The organism is Rhodococcus sp. NPDC077669 (assembly GCF_040686915.1).
GTDB classification, from domain to species: domain Bacteria; phylum Actinomycetota; class Actinomycetes; order Mycobacteriales; family Mycobacteriaceae; genus Rhodococcoides; species Rhodococcoides fascians.
In genome coordinates this window covers 230,906-245,727 of sequence record NZ_JBFBMD010000001.1, presented here as the reverse complement: position 1 = coordinate 245,727, position 14,822 = coordinate 230,906, and the positions used below count along the sequence as shown (strand labels likewise).

Annotated in this window: 17 protein-coding genes and 1 other RNA gene; 11 read left to right on the top strand and 7 right to left on the bottom strand. The window is 65.2% G+C overall.

What is annotated here, in order from left to right:
* Positions 1 to 58: 58 nt before the first annotated feature.
* Together AB0P23_RS01160 and AB0P23_RS01155 are read left to right on the top strand one after the other, a co-directional pair.
* Positions 59 to 184: a hypothetical protein gene (locus tag AB0P23_RS01160; RefSeq protein ID WP_255032530.1), complete on the top strand. Its 126-nt coding sequence runs from the start codon at positions 59 to 61 to the stop codon at positions 182 to 184.
* Positions 185 to 231: 47 nt separating this feature from the next.
* Positions 232 to 1,200, top strand: coding sequence for a cobalamin biosynthesis protein (locus AB0P23_RS01155; RefSeq protein ID WP_206498176.1), 969 nt, complete (start codon positions 232 to 234; stop codon positions 1,198 to 1,200).
* Here AB0P23_RS01155 and AB0P23_RS01150 read toward each other — a convergent pair.
* Genes AB0P23_RS01150 through AB0P23_RS01140 form a run of 3 tightly spaced genes read right to left on the bottom strand, consistent with a single transcriptional unit; the run spans position 1,141 to position 3,239 of the window.
* Positions 1,141 to 2,058: an SURF1 family cytochrome oxidase biogenesis protein gene (locus AB0P23_RS01150; RefSeq protein ID WP_206498175.1), complete on the bottom strand. Its 918-nt coding sequence runs from the start codon at positions 2,056 to 2,058 to the stop codon at positions 1,141 to 1,143. The genes AB0P23_RS01155 and AB0P23_RS01150 overlap by 60 nt on opposite strands.
* A gap of 18 nt (positions 2,059 to 2,076) precedes the next feature.
* The gene (locus tag AB0P23_RS01145) at positions 2,077 to 2,550 is read right to left on the bottom strand and encodes a low molecular weight protein-tyrosine-phosphatase (RefSeq protein ID WP_176457143.1); all 474 of its coding nucleotides are present in this window, start codon (positions 2,548 to 2,550) and stop codon (positions 2,077 to 2,079) included.
* Entirely contained in the window at positions 2,547 to 3,239 is a 693-nt protein-coding gene (locus tag AB0P23_RS01140; RefSeq protein WP_206498174.1) for an HAD-IA family hydrolase, read from the bottom strand. Before AB0P23_RS01140 ends, AB0P23_RS01145 begins: the two co-directional genes overlap by 4 nt.
* 42 nt (positions 3,240 to 3,281) lie before the next feature.
* Here AB0P23_RS01140 and cobC point away from each other — a divergent pair, with 42 nt between their 5' ends.
* From cobC to AB0P23_RS01120, 4 genes are all read left to right on the top strand, one after another.
* Positions 3,282 to 4,319, top strand: a complete 1,038-nt coding sequence (gene cobC / locus AB0P23_RS01135; RefSeq protein ID WP_206498173.1) for an Rv2231c family pyridoxal phosphate-dependent protein CobC — start codon at positions 3,282 to 3,284, stop codon at positions 4,317 to 4,319.
* A 14-nt stretch (positions 4,320 to 4,333) separates the two neighbouring features.
* Positions 4,334 to 5,455, top strand: coding sequence for a Nif3-like dinuclear metal center hexameric protein (locus AB0P23_RS01130; RefSeq protein ID WP_363796612.1), 1,122 nt, complete (start codon positions 4,334 to 4,336; stop codon positions 5,453 to 5,455).
* Between the two features lie 106 nt (positions 5,456 to 5,561).
* Positions 5,562 to 6,299 carry a C4-type zinc ribbon domain-containing protein gene (locus tag AB0P23_RS01125; RefSeq protein WP_032387854.1) on the top strand — a complete coding sequence of 246 codons (738 nt, stop codon included), beginning with the start codon at positions 5,562 to 5,564 and terminating at the stop codon, positions 6,297 to 6,299.
* Complete coding sequence (locus AB0P23_RS01120) at positions 6,296 to 7,408, top strand: bifunctional RNase H/acid phosphatase (protein ID WP_241258033.1); 1,113 nt, start codon at positions 6,296 to 6,298, stop codon at positions 7,406 to 7,408. The genes AB0P23_RS01125 and AB0P23_RS01120 overlap by 4 nt, the downstream gene beginning before the upstream one ends.
* A 19-nt stretch (positions 7,409 to 7,427) precedes the next feature.
* Here the strand turns inward: AB0P23_RS01120 and AB0P23_RS01115 are convergent, their stop codons facing one another.
* Together AB0P23_RS01115 and AB0P23_RS01110 are read right to left on the bottom strand one after the other, a co-directional pair.
* Positions 7,428 to 8,678: an ArsB/NhaD family transporter gene (locus tag AB0P23_RS01115; RefSeq protein WP_363796610.1), complete on the bottom strand. Its 1,251-nt coding sequence runs from the start codon at positions 8,676 to 8,678 to the stop codon at positions 7,428 to 7,430.
* A complete protein-coding gene (locus AB0P23_RS01110; RefSeq protein ID WP_283550166.1) occupies positions 8,675 to 9,199 on the bottom strand; it encodes a DUF1697 domain-containing protein in 525 nt (174 codons plus the stop codon). The genes AB0P23_RS01115 and AB0P23_RS01110 overlap by 4 nt, the downstream gene beginning before the upstream one ends.
* Before the next feature lie 71 nt (positions 9,200 to 9,270).
* Here AB0P23_RS01110 and AB0P23_RS01105 point away from each other — a divergent pair, with 71 nt between their 5' ends.
* The 5 genes from AB0P23_RS01105 (at position 9,271) to AB0P23_RS01085 (ending at position 13,404) form a co-directional block, all read left to right on the top strand.
* Entirely contained in the window at positions 9,271 to 9,849 is a 579-nt protein-coding gene (locus AB0P23_RS01105; protein ID WP_363796608.1) for a TetR/AcrR family transcriptional regulator, read from the top strand.
* Positions 9,850 to 9,878: 29 nt separating this feature from the next.
* Positions 9,879 to 11,249, top strand: a complete 1,371-nt coding sequence (locus AB0P23_RS01100) for an MFS transporter (RefSeq protein ID WP_052063049.1) — start codon at positions 9,879 to 9,881, stop codon at positions 11,247 to 11,249.
* A 25-nt stretch (positions 11,250 to 11,274) separates the two neighbouring features.
* An RNA gene (rnpB, locus tag AB0P23_RS01095) (RNase P RNA component class A) lies at positions 11,275 to 11,714 on the top strand.
* 59 nt (positions 11,715 to 11,773) lie between these two features.
* A complete protein-coding gene (locus AB0P23_RS01090) occupies positions 11,774 to 11,956 on the top strand; it encodes a hypothetical protein (protein WP_027497419.1) in 183 nt (60 codons plus the stop codon).
* Between the two features lie 2 nt (positions 11,957 to 11,958).
* Positions 11,959 to 13,404 carry an RNB domain-containing ribonuclease gene (locus AB0P23_RS01085; RefSeq protein WP_287453026.1) on the top strand — a complete coding sequence of 482 codons (1,446 nt, stop codon included), beginning with the start codon at positions 11,959 to 11,961 and terminating at the stop codon, positions 13,402 to 13,404.
* Here the strand turns inward: AB0P23_RS01085 and pip are convergent.
* Positions 13,394 to 14,350, bottom strand: a complete 957-nt coding sequence (gene pip, locus AB0P23_RS01080; RefSeq protein WP_032374378.1) for a prolyl aminopeptidase — start codon at positions 14,348 to 14,350, stop codon at positions 13,394 to 13,396. The genes AB0P23_RS01085 and pip overlap by 11 nt on opposite strands.
* A 1-nt stretch (position 14,351) precedes the next feature.
* Positions 14,352 to 14,801 (bottom strand): hypothetical protein, encoded by a 450-nt coding sequence (locus AB0P23_RS01075; RefSeq protein ID WP_045841259.1) that lies wholly within the window; start codon positions 14,799 to 14,801, stop codon positions 14,352 to 14,354.
* Positions 14,802 to 14,822 lie beyond the last annotated feature (21 nt).

Here is a 14,822-nt window from a genome sequence, read left to right as displayed (position 1 = left end):
CGGAACACGTCGGCCACGGCACCGCCGCGGCAGGCCCACAACGATTCTTGGGGGAATCATGACCATGTTCGTAGTAGCAGCAATCGGTTTCGTCGGTATGGCCATCGCCTTGCTCAACGACGGAAGCGACATCGACTTCAGGAGCCGTCAGCTCTCCGGCGCGTACAACCGGCGCTGGGCCTGACCCGTACCGATTCCGCACACCGGATGGCCGGTGGATAGATTCGTGCGATGTGGACACACCCCCGAGCGATCGGATTGCTGGTCGGTTACGTCCTGGATCGAGTGTTCACAGACCCACAGCGCTGGCATCCGGTAGCAGGATTCGGAACGGCTGCCCTTCGCGTCGAGGCTCGGCTCTACCGCGACAACAGGATTGCGGGTGTCATCCATACCGCCGTACTGGTCGGGGGCGTCACCGCACTCGGAATCGCGTCCACGCGAGCAGTGTGGCGTCTCGGCCCACCGGCCGAGGCCGCTCTGGTGGCTACCGCGACGTGGGCCGCGCTGGGCGGATCATCGCTGTCGGTAGTAGGTCGCTCGATGGCCGATCACCTCGACCGAGACGACCTGCCCGGCGCACGCGCATTGCTCCCGTCACTGTGCGGACGTGACCCGGCATTCCTCGACTCCGACGGGCTGGCACGCGCGGCACTCGAATCCATCGCCGAGAACACATCCGACGCAACAGTCGGTGTCGTGGTGTGGGGAGCCCTGGCCGGCGTACCGGGAATCCTGGCGTACCGAGCCAGCAACACACTCGATGCAATGGTGGGATACCGGTCTCCGAAATACCTACGTTTCGGATGGGCCGCCGCACGCCTCGACGACGCGCTGAACCTGGTGCCGGCACGAGTCACGGGTGCGGCGACCGTTCTCGCGGCACCGCTGGTGCAGGGTTCTGCTGCACACGCGCTACGGGTGTGGCGACGCGACGCGTCCCGTCATCCCAGCCCCAATGCCGGGGTGCCCGAAGCCGCGTCGGCGGGAGCGCTCGGACTACAACTCGGCGGGCGCACCCAGTACCGGCACGGCGTGGAGATCAGGCCGACACTCGGCGACGGGCGAGCGCCCACGGCACGGGACCTTCGGCGAGCAGTCGTCCTGTCGACGCGGGTGCAAGAGATCGCGACGGCTGCGTCAGCGGTTCTTGCCATATCGATCCGCCAGGCGAGGATCCGTCGGCGTTCTCGCCTGTGATGCCGCGCGGGCCCTGGCCCGCTTCTCGCGCCGGGTCGGAAGAGTGAATTCTTCCTCGTCGTCCGACGCGGAATCGTCGTCGGACGTGGGGTCGGACTCATCGGACATCGCGTCGGCCATCTCGGTTCTAGACATGCGTCGCTCCCGCAGCTCGGCGCGGACGAAATACGCAAGACCCAACGGTGCCATGATGCCGAACGCCAGCCACTGCAGCCCGTAGGACAGATAGGGGCCCGCGTCGGTCTGCGGGAGCTCGATGAGGCCGAGGCCACCGGGCTGACCGTCGTCGAGCTGCAGGTACCCGTCGATCGCGTCGACACCGACCGCTGCGCCGATCTGCTCCGGGTTGATGTTGTACACCTGCAGGCGGCCGTCCTCCTGGATCGGCTCACGTGATGTTCCTTCGGCCTGACGAACGCGGGCATCGAGAGTGACCGGGCCGGTTGGGGCTGCTGCGAACTCGGGCGGTCGCGTTCCCTCCACCGGGAGCACGTATCCGCGGTTGACGAGAACAGTAGGGCCACCGTCGATGACGAACGGAGTGATGACCTCGTACGCGGGCTGCTCACGAATGCTGCGCAGCCGCACCAGGGCGTCGGAATTCTCCACGTAACTGCCCTGCGCGATCACCCGCCGCCATTCGTCGTCGGCCGCGAAACCGTTCGCGGTCAGAACGTCGGTGATCGGCACCGGAACTGCCCCGACCGATCGGGTGATCAAGTCGTTGCGCGCTGAAGTCGAGGTGTTCTTGCCCAGCTGCCACGGAGCGAGCACGCTGAAGCACAAGAATGCGAACGCCAGCGCGACGGCGGCCAGCACCAACCACTTCGGACGCAGCAAGAACCGTAACTTCTCCACCCCACCACGGTAGCCGGGTCAGGCAGTCAGCCGAGACCGCGCCCAATCGATCAAGCCGGGCACGGCATCCTCGATCTGTTCTCGCACCTCGGTGAACGCAGAATCCGACGAGTAGTAGGGATCTGCGACCGACGCATCGTCGGCGTCGGGATCGAACGAACGCAGCAGCTGCACCCGATCGGCCGGTGCACCCAACTGCAGTAGAGATCGAGCGTGGCCGGTGTCGAGAGCAACGATCAGATCGGCAGCGAGGTGGTCCGGTCCCACCTGGTTCGCTTCGTGCTCGCTCTCGTAGCCGTGCGCATCGAGTTCTGCGACCGTTCGGGGGTCTGCGCCGTCGCCGACATGCCACCCGTCGATTCCCGCGCTCGATACGCGGACTGCATCACTCAGGCCCGCCTCGCTCAGGTGCGCGGCGAACACCTTCTCGGCCATCGGTGATCGACAGATGTTTCCGGTGCACACGAACGTCACGTGCAGTGGCTCGCTCATCGTGACGCCTGCGTGTTCTGCTCGAGCACGGCGGCCAGTTCGTCTATGTCCGACGCGGTGAACGCGGCGTCGTCGCTCTCGCCGTCGATGCCGTAGCCCCATTCCACGTAGACCGCCGGAATTCCGAACCGAGCCGCGCCGTGCACATCGTGATCGCGGTCGCCGATCATGATCACCCCTGCGGTGCCGCCGTCCGAGGATTCCACGGGATCGATGCCGAGATTGGTCAGCGAGTGCGCGATGACGTCGGACTTCGCTCGCCGCGACCCGTCGTTGCTGGCACCGCCGATGAAGTCGAAGTACCGGGACAAGCCGAAGTGGTCGAGAATCCGGACGGCGAAGCGCTCCGACTTGGACGTCGCCACGCCCAGCCGAACACCGCGATCCTGCAATCGCGTCAGCACTGTCTCGATGCCGTCGAAGGCGGTGTTCTCGGCCCAACCCCGCTCGTCGTAGCGGTCGAAATAGGCGGCGAGCGCGCGCTGAGCTGCCTCCTCGTCCAGGCCCATCGAGCGCAGCGTGTCGATCAGCGGTGGACCGACGACGAGAGAGAGTTGCTGTTCGGTCGGTTCGGGAGCGCCGACCGAGGCCAGCGCGTGGCGAAATCCTGCGTGAATTCCCGGTGCGGAATCGGTCAACGTTCCGTCGAGATCGAACAGGACAACGGATGCGGGCAGAGCGGCAGACATGGCTTGAGCCTATCGGTGCACATGACGGCTAGGCTCGTCGCGATGTCCGATACAGCGCCCGGCCCCGATGCACTTCTCCGTCATCATGGGGATCTCGAGGTCGGCTCAGGCCTCGTCGACTTCGCCGTCAACGTGCGCGGTGACGGACCGCCCCCGTGGCTTCGTGATCGGCTCGCTGCAGCCCTGAACTCGCTCGGTTCGTATCCATCGGGGGCAGCCGAGCGGGCGGCTCGGGAGCAGGTCGCCGCACACCACGGGCGCTCGCCGGACGAGGTACTGCTGCTCGGTGGCGGAGCCGAAGGATTCGCGATGCTGCCACGGCTCGAGCCGGCCCTCGTGGCAACCGTGCACCCGTCGTTCACCGAGCCCGACTGGGTGCTCGAGCAGGCCGGCATTCCCGTGCATCGGGTGTTACTCCCGCCGCCGTTTCTTCTAGATCTGGGCCTGGTGCCCGAGGCCGCCGACATGGTGATCGTCGGCAATCCCACCAATCCGACGTCGGTGCTGCATCCCCGCGAGGAAGTGCTCGGTCTGCGTAGGCCCGGCCGTATCGTCGTGGTCGACGAAGCATTCGCCGACGCAGTGACGGGAGCAGAAGAATCGGTCTCCTCGGACAGCGTCGCGGACGTGCTGGTACTCCGGAGCCTGACGAAGACGTGGGCATTGGCGGGGTTGCGGTGCGGCTACGCCCTGGCCCATCCCGACGTACTCGAACGAATGCAGCGGGGCCGTGCGCACTGGCCCCTGGGCACTCTGCAACTCGAAGCAATCCGTGCCTGTACCGAGCCGTTCGCGGTCGAGCAGGCCCGAGCCGAAGCGCTGCGTATCGACGCCGAACGTGACGCCATGATCGCGAGACTGACCGCATTCGGTCTCGACATTGCCGGGCCGGCGCGAGCGCCGTTTCTTCTGGCGCGGGTCGATGACGCCGACCGGATCCGAGAACGTTTGCGCACGAAGGGAATTGCGGTTCGGCGCGGCGACACGTTTCCCGGACTGGATCGCAACTACCTACGCGTCGCCGTACGGGACCCGGCACACGTCGACATACTGGTGCATGCGTTGAACACCGTTCTGTGAGGAGAGCAATCGACATGGCAGTGACTCTGGCGAACGTCATCGAGGTTCTCGACAAGGCATACCCGCCTCGATTGGCCGAGAGCTGGGACTCGGTGGGATTGGTATGCGGAGATCCGGATTGCATTGTGCGACAGGTGCTCTACGCCGTCGACGTCACCCCGGCCGTCGTGGACGAGGCCATTTCCTGGGGCGCCGACCTCATCGTCGCCCATCACCCTCTGCTGCTCAAAGGAGTCGATTCGGTTGCGGCCGACACCGCCAAAGGCTCGGTGATCCACCGCCTTATCAAGGCCGACTGCGCGCTGTTCACCGCCCATACCAACGCCGACTCGGCCGATCCCGGTGTCTCCGACGCACTCGCGTCGGCCCTCGGTGTGATCGACACCAGGCCACTCGATCCCATTCCTGCTCCGGCGCACGACAAATGGGTCGTATTCGTGCCGTCCGCCGATACTGCGGCGGTGCGCCAAGCGCTGTTCGACGCCGGAGCCGGTGAGATCGGCGACTACAGCGAAGCGAGCTGGCACACCGAGGGGCTCGGCCAGTTCCGGCCGCAGCCCGGTGCTCATCCGACGCTCGGTGTCGTCGGCGAAGTCCACACCGTGACCGAGGACCGAATTGAGGTGGTTGCATCCCGGGCCGACCGCGCCCGGATGCAGGCCGCGCTCAGGCGCGCGCATCCGTACGAGGAGCCCGCGTTCGATGTCTTCGAATCCGCGGCCCTACCGTCGTGCACCGGTCTGGGGCGGATCGGACGGTTGCCTGATCCGATGACCCTCGCCGAGTTCACCGATGTCGTCCGAGCCGCTCTGCCGGCCACCAGCTGGGGAGTGCGAGCGGCAGGCGATCCGGACGCCACGGTGTCGATCGTCGCCCTGTGCGGGGGAGCAGGGGACTCGTTCCTCGCAACCGTCGCGCGGACCGACGCCGACGTCTATGTCACGTCCGATCTCAGGCATCATCCCGTCGACGAGCACCTGAGGGCGGGTGGGCCCGCGGTGATCGACACGGCCCACTGGGCCTCGGAGTTCCCGTGGTGTGCTCAGGCGAGGGGCATCGTGGACGCCGAATTCGGCGATACGGACGGCTGGAGCAGCAGGGTCAGCGATGTCCGTACCGACCCGTGGACGTTGTGACCGACGAACCCCGCGACCGGGGGAGTGGACGGATCCGGCTCGGTACGTTCTGCGCAGCCGGTAGGGTAATCGGAATCAACTTCCATAGTCGCAGGAGTCATCAAGCGTGAACGTCGATCCCAAAGTCCAGGCCTCGCTACTCGAATTGGCCGGTGTGGATACCGAACTCTCGCAGATCGCCCATCGCCGAAAGACCCTCCCCGAGCAGCAGGAGGTCGACAAACTCGAGGCCGAGCGCATCACCCGCAAGGATGCTGCCGTCACGGTGCAGATCTCGATGGACGACCTCGATCGCGACATCCGCAAGCTCGAGGGCGAAGTCGATGCCGTTCGCCAGCGCGAGGCGCGCGACAAGAAGATGCTCGAGAGCGGCACGGTTGCGCCCAAGCAGATGACCGAGCTGCAGCACGAGCTCGGCAGTCTCGAACGGCGGCAGAGCATCCTCGAGGAAGAACTGCTCGAAGTCATGGAACAGCGCGAGGCCAGCGAGCGCGACTACGAACACGCCGGGGCGCAGCTGACGCAGATCGAGGACGAAATGGTCGACGCCGGTCGTCGCCGCGACGACGCTGTCGCAGACCTGGACGTCGCCGAGAAGCGGAGCGCCGAGCGTCGCGAGGCATTGATCTCGGGTATGCCGGCCGATCTGCTGGCTCTGTACGAGAAGCAGCGCGCACTGACCGGTCGAGGCGCAGCGTTGCTGCAGGCCCGCCGATGCGGCGCATGCCGAATCGAGCTCGATCGCAACGAAATTGCGAGCATTGCCAACAAGCCTGCCGATGCTCTGGTTCGTTGCTCGGAATGCAACGCAATCCTGGTGCGCACCAAGGAGTCCGGAATTTGAGTGCCGCGCAACGGGTCGTCGTCGAAGCCGACGGCGGTTCCCGCGGCAACCCGGGTCCCGCCGGATACGGAGCCGTGGTGTTCTCGGCAGATCGCAGCGAGGTGTTGGCCGAACGCCGGGAGGCGCTGGGAATCGCAACGAACAACGTGGCCGAGTACAGGGGCCTCATCGCTGCGTTGACGGCGGCCGCGGACGTGGGTGCCCGTGAGGTCGACGTTCGGATGGACTCCAAACTCGTCGTCGAACAGATGTCGGGACGCTGGAAGGTCAAGCATCCCGACATGATTCCGCTCAATCGCCGAGCGGCAGAGCTTGTTCGGACGTTCGATCACGTCACCTTCCAATGGATTCCGCGGGAGCAGAACTCACACGCCGACGGTCTGGCGAACGAGGCGATGGACGCCGCAGCCAAGGGAATCGACCTCCCTGATCTGCCCGATTCCGAACCGGCCGCGAAGCAGCCCGCGGCGGCCCCCGGGTGGACCGGTGCAGTGGGCGACCCCACCCGAATGTTGTTGTTGCGCCACGGCCAGACCGCGCTGTCGGTCGACCGGCGATATTCCGGCCGCGGAAATCCGGAACTGACCGAGCTGGGGGTTCGACAGGCCACCGCTGCAGCGGCACGGCTCGGCGGACACGACGACATCGCAGCGATCGTCTCGTCCCCCCTCGGCCGCGCCCGACAGACCGCCGACGCCGCGGCCGGTGCACTCGGACTCGACGTGACCACCGTCGACGATCTGACCGAAACGGACTTCGGCGACTGGGAAGGTCTGACCTTCGCGGAGGCGAAAGACCGCTATCCCGAACAACATCGGGCCTGGCTGGGTGACACCTCGGTGGCCCCGCCCAACGGTGAGAGTTTCGACGCAGTGCGCACTCGAATCGAATCGGCCCGCGACCGATTGATCGAAGACTATGCGGGCAAGACGATCGTCGTCGTGACACACGTGACGCCGATCAAAACACTGCTGCAACTGGCACTGGACGTCGGACCGTCACTGCTCTACCGAATGCATCTGGACCTCGCGTCGCTGAGCATCGCGGAGTTCTACCCCGACGGCGGGGCATCGGTGAAATTGGTCAACGACACGTCTCACCTGACCTGATCCTGCGGAGGTGCGGGTCTCAGATCTGCAGCGCCAGCCACAGGCCCGCCACTGCTCCGACGATGGTCAACGGGGTCGTGATGACACCGAGCACGGTGAATGTGCGCAGGTCTGCCGGCTCGTCGTTGGCCGACGCGACGCGTCGCCACAGCATGATCGCCAGTGAACCGACGTAGGTGAGGTTGGGGCCGAGGTTGACCCCGATCACCATGGCCAGCAACAACGCAGGGGGAGCGTCCGCGCCGAAGGCCGCTAGGAGCAGCAACGTTGCGGGCAGGTTGTTGACGATGTTCGACGCCACCGCCGCGATGGCTGCGGCTGCCAACAGGGACGCGAAGGTGGTGTCGGACGGCAGAATTCGCGCCAGCCAGTCGCCGATCGGGCCCGTCGTCACGCCGAGCACGACGATGCCGAGAAGGAAGACGAAGCCACAGAAGGGCAGATCGGCACCGCGCAGGATCGCGCGAGGCGTGGTGTGGCGAGCTCGAAGTGCCGGGATCGCGAGCGCAATCGACCCCACGGCAGCCACCCAGAACGGTTCGATATCGAACAGTCCCGCGACGGCAAATCCGACGAGGGTCGCGCCCAGGATGGCGAGCGTGCTGCGCGGTGCTGGGACGTCGTCAATCCTGTGTTCGGTCGCGGAGTCCGTCGGTGCCGCAGTGCGGGTCAGATCCTTGCGGAAGAAGATCAGGAACACCGCCAGTTCGATGGCGACCGCGAACATCCACGGCAGTGCCATGAGCGCGGTGAAGTGCAGGAAGGTCAGGCCCGTCGCAGCGAAGGCCAGCAGGTTGGTCAGATTCGACACCGGCAGCAAGGTCGACGCCGAATTGGACAGGTGCGCAGTGGCGTAACTGTCTGGACGCGGCGACATCCCCAGGATCCGAGCGGCACCGATGATGGCCGGTGTCAGCAGAACAACGGTGGCGTCGAGGCTCAGTACGGCTGTGGTGGCAGCGGCAGCGGCGAACACGAGGGTCAGCAGTCTGCGGGGGCTGCCCTTGGATCCGCGGCGTAGCTTCGCAGCGATCCAGGTGAACACACCGAGGGCATCCGACAGATGCGCCAGGATCAGGATGAACGCCAGAAAGACGACGGTGGGTGCGAGTTCGAGTACCTGCTCACGGGCCGCGTCGAGGCTGACGAGGCCGACGAGAAGAACAACTGCGGCCGCTGGAAGTGCAGCAACGATCTCGGGAAGACCGCGCGGGCGAACGATGGCGAATACGAGAACGGCGGCGACCAATGCCGCAGCGAGAACGGTCACGCGAGAATCTTCACGAGAGTGCGGACTTTCCGCGTGGTGGTCGTGGCCTTGTACTTCGCCTTCGCCGTGGCTTTTCCGAACGTACTGTCGGTGGTGTTGCCCTTGCGCACCTCCCAGTAGAGCACGCTGTTCCCCTCGGCAATCCTCTCGAGATCGGAGTCGAGTTCCACTGCAAGAGCGGACAATTCGGTCAAATGGCTATCGTCGTTACCGAACACTACATAAGGATGCCAGCCCTCCCGTTCGGCGTCGAACGGGTAGGACTCCACTATCGCCCTCAGTGTCGGGACGTCGAGTACGACAACCCAGGCTCGGTAGCCGAACGCCTCGGCGAGCGTGCTCTCCACCTGCGCTTTCAGGGCGGCGGCCGCCAGCGGCGACTGCAGCAGTACGTTGCCGGTCGCCAGAATCGTGCGGACATTCGTGAAGCCGGCCGAGGCCAGAGCTGCGCGGAGGTCGACCATCTTGATGTTGATGCCGCCGACGTTGATGCCGCGCAGCAGCACAACCCATTCACTCATGGAAGGAACTGTAGTGAAGCGCACGAGAACAACCATTGAAGTAAGTAGTTAGTAACCAGTAACTTGGCGGTATGGCGCAGAGAGGACGGATGACAGGCCCGGATCGACGGCAGCAAATACTGCGGATAGCGGCAGACGAATTTGCAGCGTCCGGACTGCACGGCGGTTCGACCGACAGGATCGCCCGCGAAGCAGGGATCACCCAGGCTTACATCTTTCGAATATTCGGAACCAAGAAGGCACTCTTCTCCGAGCTGGTGGTCGCGTCGTTCGACCGTGTGGCGGATGGGATGCGCGAGGCCGCAGGTACTGCCACCGGTCAGCAAGCCTTGGCCTCGATGGGGGAGTGCTATTACGCCATGCTCGAGGATCGAACCTCACTCCTGCTGCAGCTGCAGGGCCTCGCCGCGTGTGGCGACAAAGAGGTGCGCGACGCCGTTCGAGAGGCGTTCGGCCGGATGTGGAACACCGTCGTAGAGGTCACCGGTCTCGACGCCGTGACCGTCAAAGCGTTTCTGGCGTTCGGCATGCTGCTCAACAGTGGCGCGGCCCTGCAGATTCATGACGTCGACCAACCCTGGGCGAACGGAGTGGGCACTCGTATCCACGCCGGATTGTTCGACCACATCACGAGCGAGACGAACCGTTGATCTCCGGCTCCGAGCACGACGAATCACGAATGTTCGTGCCTTCTCTGTTGTTCGTCGGAGTCGTCGTCGCCGCTGTCGGTAGCCTCGGTGCCCCGCTGATCACCAGCGTCGCAACCACTTTCGACGTCTCCCTCTCCAGTGCGCAATGGACGTTGACGTTGGCTTTGTTGACCGGTGCCGTCACGACACCGGTTCTGGGCCGCCTCGGATCGGGTCCGCATCGACGGGCAGCAATACTCGGGACACTGGGCGTCGTCTCGGCCGGAGGCATTCTGACCGCACTGCCGCTGTCCTTCTCCTGGCTGCTCCTCGGCCGCGCAGCCCAGGGAGTGGGACTGGCCCTGACTTCGATGCTGATGGGTGTGGTGCGAGATCATCTGTCCGACAAGCGGTCCGGATCGACCATCGCTTTGTTGTCGGTCGCGTCTACTGCGGGTGTCGGTGTGGGCTATCCATTGTCGGGGTTTCTGGCCGAGCACGGCGGTCTCCGGCTCGCCTACGGATTCGGTGCTGCGATGACGGTCATGGCGTTTGCCGTTGCTCTGCGAGTTGTTCCTGCCTCGACGCGCAAGCGTGCGACCCGGATCGACGTTCCGGGTGCGGTGCTGCTGGCGCTCCCTCTCACCCTGGTGCTCGTTCTCATCAGTGAGACCGCGCTGTGGAGTAGCCGCCCTTGGACGGCGGGGGTGCTGGCTGCAATCGCGGTCGTCGCTGCGGGCATATGGGTACGCGTCGAACTGAGAAGCTCGGCGCCGCTCGTCGATCTTCGGTTGTTTCGTCACAGGGCCGTGGTCGGAGCGAACGGCGCAATGTTTCTCGGCGGCATCGGAATGTATCTGCTGCTGACCCTCGCTACGCGCTACGCGCAGACGCCTTCCGGTGCCGGATACGGTTTCGGCCTCGACGTGTTCGCGGCGGGCCTCGTCCTGGTTCCGTTCTCGGTGTTCGGATTTCTCGCCGGCAAGCTGGTACCCAGAGCGCTGCCTCGGGTGGGGGCAGCCAGCGCGCTGACGGTCAGCGCACTGATCGTTCTGGTGGCTCTCGCCTTGTTCGCCGGTACCCGCGCCGGCGTCGTTGAACTCTGTGCGGTGATGGCGATTCTGGGTTTCGGAGTCGGAAGCTTTTCGGCCGTGCTGCCGGCCGTCGTGCTGCCGGTGGTGCCCTCCGCGGAGACCTCGAGCGTCATGAGTATCAACCAGGTGGTGCGCAGTGTCGGATTCTCTTTCGGAAGCGCGGTCGGTGGTCTGGTACTCGCCGCCGGAACGAGTCCGGGCTCCACCTTCCCCGGAGAGGATGCCTACACGTCCGCCGCCTGGGTGGGGGTGGTCGTCACCGCTGCCGCGGCCATCGTGAGTGCCTCTGTTCTTCATGGCCGGGCAATCGCCGGGCATCCGACGTGAGGCGGGTAGAGTACGCAATCGCGAACGAGTTGGCTGGACGGCTGCGGCTCGAAGTACCGACGGACAGGTTCCGTTCCGCTTCGGGCCGAGGAAAGTCCGGACTCCACAGAGCAGGGCGGTTGTTAACGGCAACCCGAGGTGACTCGCGGGACAGTGCCACAGAAAACAGACCGCCTGCGGTTCGGTTCTTCGGAAACGAAACGCAGGTCAGGGTGAAACGGTGCGGTAAGAGCGCACCAGCATCCCAGGTGACTGGGGTGGCTAGGTAAACCCCGCCCGGAGCAAGGTCGAAGGCTGCATCGCGCAAGGGGTGCAGCTGCGCAGGTGCTCGAGGGCTGCTCGCCCGAGCCTGCGGGTGGACTGCTCGAGGTACCCGGCAACGGTGTGCCCAGATGGATGGTCGTCTATTCGATCTCGCGAGAGCGGGTCGATGCACAGGATCCGGCTTACAGGCCGACTCGTTCGCACTCCAATTTCTCGCGCGGTACACCTGCGGCGTGGCTGTATGGGGCACACTGGAAGTCATGACCGACGACGACAGCTCCTGGTACTACGACATCAGCACCAAGCAGGTTGTACAGGGCAAGGAGACCAATGCCCTCGACCGCATGGGTCCGTATCCGGACAAGGCCACCGCAGAGCAGGCGCTGAAGATCGCAGCCGCCCGCAACAAGGCCGCCGACTCCGACGACGACTGGAACAACTGACGGTGCTGCTCACCCGGCTGAGGGCTCCGAACTTCGATTTCGAGTCCATCAGATCCGAGTTCGGTCTGTCCGATGTCTTCGACACAGACGTGATGCGCGAAGCGATCGAAGCCCGAGACCTGCACGCCGACAGCAGAATCGACCGCACCGACATTCCTTTCGTCACCATCGACCCACCCGGCTCGAAGGACCTCGATCAAGCCGTACACATCGAGAAGACGGCCAACGGCTTGGTGGTGCACTACGCGATCGCCGACGTCGGTGCGCTGGTGATGCCGGGGGGAGCGCTCGACGTGGAAACCCGCCGACGCGGCCAGACGTACTATCTCCCCGACGGATCTGTTCCGTTGCACCCGCGTGAGTTGTCGGAGGGCTCGGGAAGCCTGTTGGAGGGACAGACTCGCTGCGCTGCATTGTGGACCATCGAACTCGACGACGTCGGTGAAGCCGCGGCGTGGACCGTCACTCGGGCGCTCGTGCGTTCGACCGCGCGTCTCGATTACGCGGGAGTGCAAGCCGACTTCGACGCCGGCACACCGCACCCGTCGATCGCTGCCCTTGCCGAATTCGGACACCTACGGGCGGAGGCAGCGAGGCGTCGAGGAGCCATCGACATCACGCTCCCCGAGCAGGAAGTGGTTCCGGACGGGCACGGTTGGCGAATCGTTCTGCAACCGCGAACAGCAGTGGACGGCTGGAACGCCGAGGTGTCCTTGCTGACGGGCATGTGCGCAGCCAGAATCATGCTCGACGCCGGAATCGGCATCGTACGCACGCTTCCGCCCGCACCGCCCGAGGCCGTCGAGACCCTGAAGAAGACCGCGAACGCACTCGGAATCGAGTGGCCCGCCGGCGCGTCCGCCGGCGCGGTACTCGCCGGCCTGCCCACCGACGAACCGTCGACTCTGGCGATGATGACTCAGGCCACGGGATTGCTTCGGGGAGCGGACTATTCGGCGTTCGACAGTCGAACTCCGAACTCGACCATCGATGCACCCGGCACCGACGATTCCGTCGAACACTCGGGTATCGGAGCGCCGTACGCCCATGTGACGGCCCCGTTGCGACGGCTGTCGGATCGGTTCGCCACCGAGGTGTGTCTGGCCGTGGTCGCCGGTGTGCCCGTCCCCGAGTGGGCGGCGCAGGCGCTGCCGGAGCTACCGGCGATCATGCGTGGATCGGATTCTGCAGCATCGAAAGTGGACCGAGCCTGCATCGATCTGACCGAAGCGCACGTGCTCGAAGACCGCGTAGGTCATACGTTCGACGCAGTGGTGCTGCGCGGTGCCGAGGGCAAGCGCGACGCCGAGGTGCTCGTGTCCGAACCGATCGTCATGGGCAAGTGCGACGGCGAGCCGCCTGCGGGGGAGTCGGTGAAGGTCCGATTGACTCGGGCCGACACCGACTCGCGCACAGTCCGATTCGACTATCCGTCTGTCACGGCCTGAATCGGTCGGTCGCCTCGACCAGGTGGTGGACGATGCCCGGCTCGGCCGCAGAATGGCCGGCATCGTCGACGATCACCAGATCTGCACTCGGCCAGGCCTTGTGCAGTGCCCACGCGCTCGTGGCCGGGCACACCACGTCGTAGCGGCCCTGCACGATCACACCAGGAATACCGTCGAGCAGGTGCGCGTCGCGTAGCAACTGGTTCTCTTCGAGGAAGCACCCGTTGCGGAAATAGTGGTTCTCGATTCCGGCGAAGGCGCGAGCGAAACGCGCATCCGAATTATGCTGTACAGCATCGGGTTTCGGGAGCAGGTAACTCGTCGCTGCCTCCCACGACGACCACGCCACCGCGGCCCGGGTCGCGGCAGCGTCGTCCTCGGACATCAACTGTCGGTGATATGCCTCGACCAGATCCCCGTCTCGTTCGCCTTCCGGAATGGGGGCGAGAAACTCCTCCCACAGGTCCGGGAAGATGTGTCCGGCACCGCCGCGGTAGTACCAGTCGATCTCCGACGGCCGGACGAGGAAGATTCCTCGGAGCACGAGTCCTCGCACCCTCTCGCGATGCGTCTGTGCGTAGGCCAGCGACAACGTGGAGCCCCAGGATCCGCCGAACACCAACCAGGTGTCGATGTTCAGGTGCTCGCGGAGTTTCTCCATGTCGGAGATCAAGCGATCGGTGGTGTTGACCGACAGATCTGCCCCGTCGGCAATATGTGGGGTCGACAGCCCGCAGCCTCGCTGATCGAACAACACGATGCGGTAGACCTGCGGATCGAAGTAGCGACGCTGCAGTGGATTGGTGGCACCGCCGGGACCGCCGTGCACGAACACCACCGGTTCGCCGTCGGGGTTGCCGGAGATCTCCCAGTAGATCCGCTGCCCCTCGCCGACGTCGAGGTGACCAGTCTGCACGGGCTCGATCTCCGGGTACAAGGTGCGCATCCTAGAAACCGACCAGACCGGAGGCCAGATCCGGGATGTCGAGGGAGCGGATGGCCTCGTCCCGCACGTCCGAGCACGTTTCCTTCGTGATGTCGTCGACGAGCGCGCGATTCTGCACCACCTGGAGATTGATGACGCCGCTCTGCGCAGCCCAGGTCTGCACCAGAATGTTCAGACCGCCGCGGCCGAGAGTGGGGCCCTGCACGCGCCAATTCGACAGCTGCGCTTCGAGATCGGTGCACAGCTGCTGCTTCTGGGCATCGGTGACAGCCGCTCCCGCAGGAGTCGTCGTCGCCACCGTCGTGCTCGGAGCGGTCGTTGTGGTCGACGACGAACCGGTATTGGTCGTGTCGGTGCTGCATGCCCCCACTACGGCGAGAAGCGCAGCCGCACCGACCAGTGCGACTGCGCTTCGTCCTGCAATGGACGTCGTACCCCGTCTGATTGTCATGGCCCGAGTGTGCCATCCGAA

What these genes read in the sequence shown, in the direction of transcription:
- AB0P23_RS01110 (WP_283550166.1), bottom strand. Translation starts at nt 9,199, where the DNA reads ATGAGTGAATGGGTTGTGCTGCTGCGCGGCATCAACGTCGGCGGCATC.
- pip (WP_032374378.1), bottom strand. Translation starts at nt 14,350, where the DNA reads ATGCGCACCTTGTACCCGGAGATCGAGCCCGTGCAGACTGGTCACCTC.
- AB0P23_RS01155 (WP_206498176.1), top strand. Translation starts at nt 232, where the DNA reads ATGTGGACACACCCCCGAGCGATCGGATTGCTGGTCGGTTACGTCCTG.
- cobC (WP_206498173.1), top strand. Translation starts at nt 3,282, where the DNA reads ATGTCCGATACAGCGCCCGGCCCCGATGCACTTCTCCGTCATCATGGG.
- AB0P23_RS01140 (WP_206498174.1), bottom strand. Translation starts at nt 3,239, where the DNA reads ATGTCTGCCGCTCTGCCCGCATCCGTTGTCCTGTTCGATCTCGACGGA.
- AB0P23_RS01105 (WP_363796608.1), top strand. Translation starts at nt 9,271, where the DNA reads ATGGCGCAGAGAGGACGGATGACAGGCCCGGATCGACGGCAGCAAATA.
- AB0P23_RS01075 (WP_045841259.1), bottom strand. Translation starts at nt 14,801, where the DNA reads ATGACAATCAGACGGGGTACGACGTCCATTGCAGGACGAAGCGCAGTC.
- AB0P23_RS01145 (WP_176457143.1), bottom strand. Translation starts at nt 2,550, where the DNA reads ATGAGCGAGCCACTGCACGTGACGTTCGTGTGCACCGGAAACATCTGT.
- AB0P23_RS01160 (WP_255032530.1), top strand. Translation starts at nt 59, where the DNA reads ATGACCATGTTCGTAGTAGCAGCAATCGGTTTCGTCGGTATGGCCATC.
- AB0P23_RS01130 (WP_363796612.1), top strand. Translation starts at nt 4,334, where the DNA reads ATGGCAGTGACTCTGGCGAACGTCATCGAGGTTCTCGACAAGGCATAC.
- AB0P23_RS01100 (WP_052063049.1), top strand. Translation starts at nt 9,879, where the DNA reads ATGTTCGTGCCTTCTCTGTTGTTCGTCGGAGTCGTCGTCGCCGCTGTC.
- AB0P23_RS01090 (WP_027497419.1), top strand. Translation starts at nt 11,774, where the DNA reads ATGACCGACGACGACAGCTCCTGGTACTACGACATCAGCACCAAGCAG.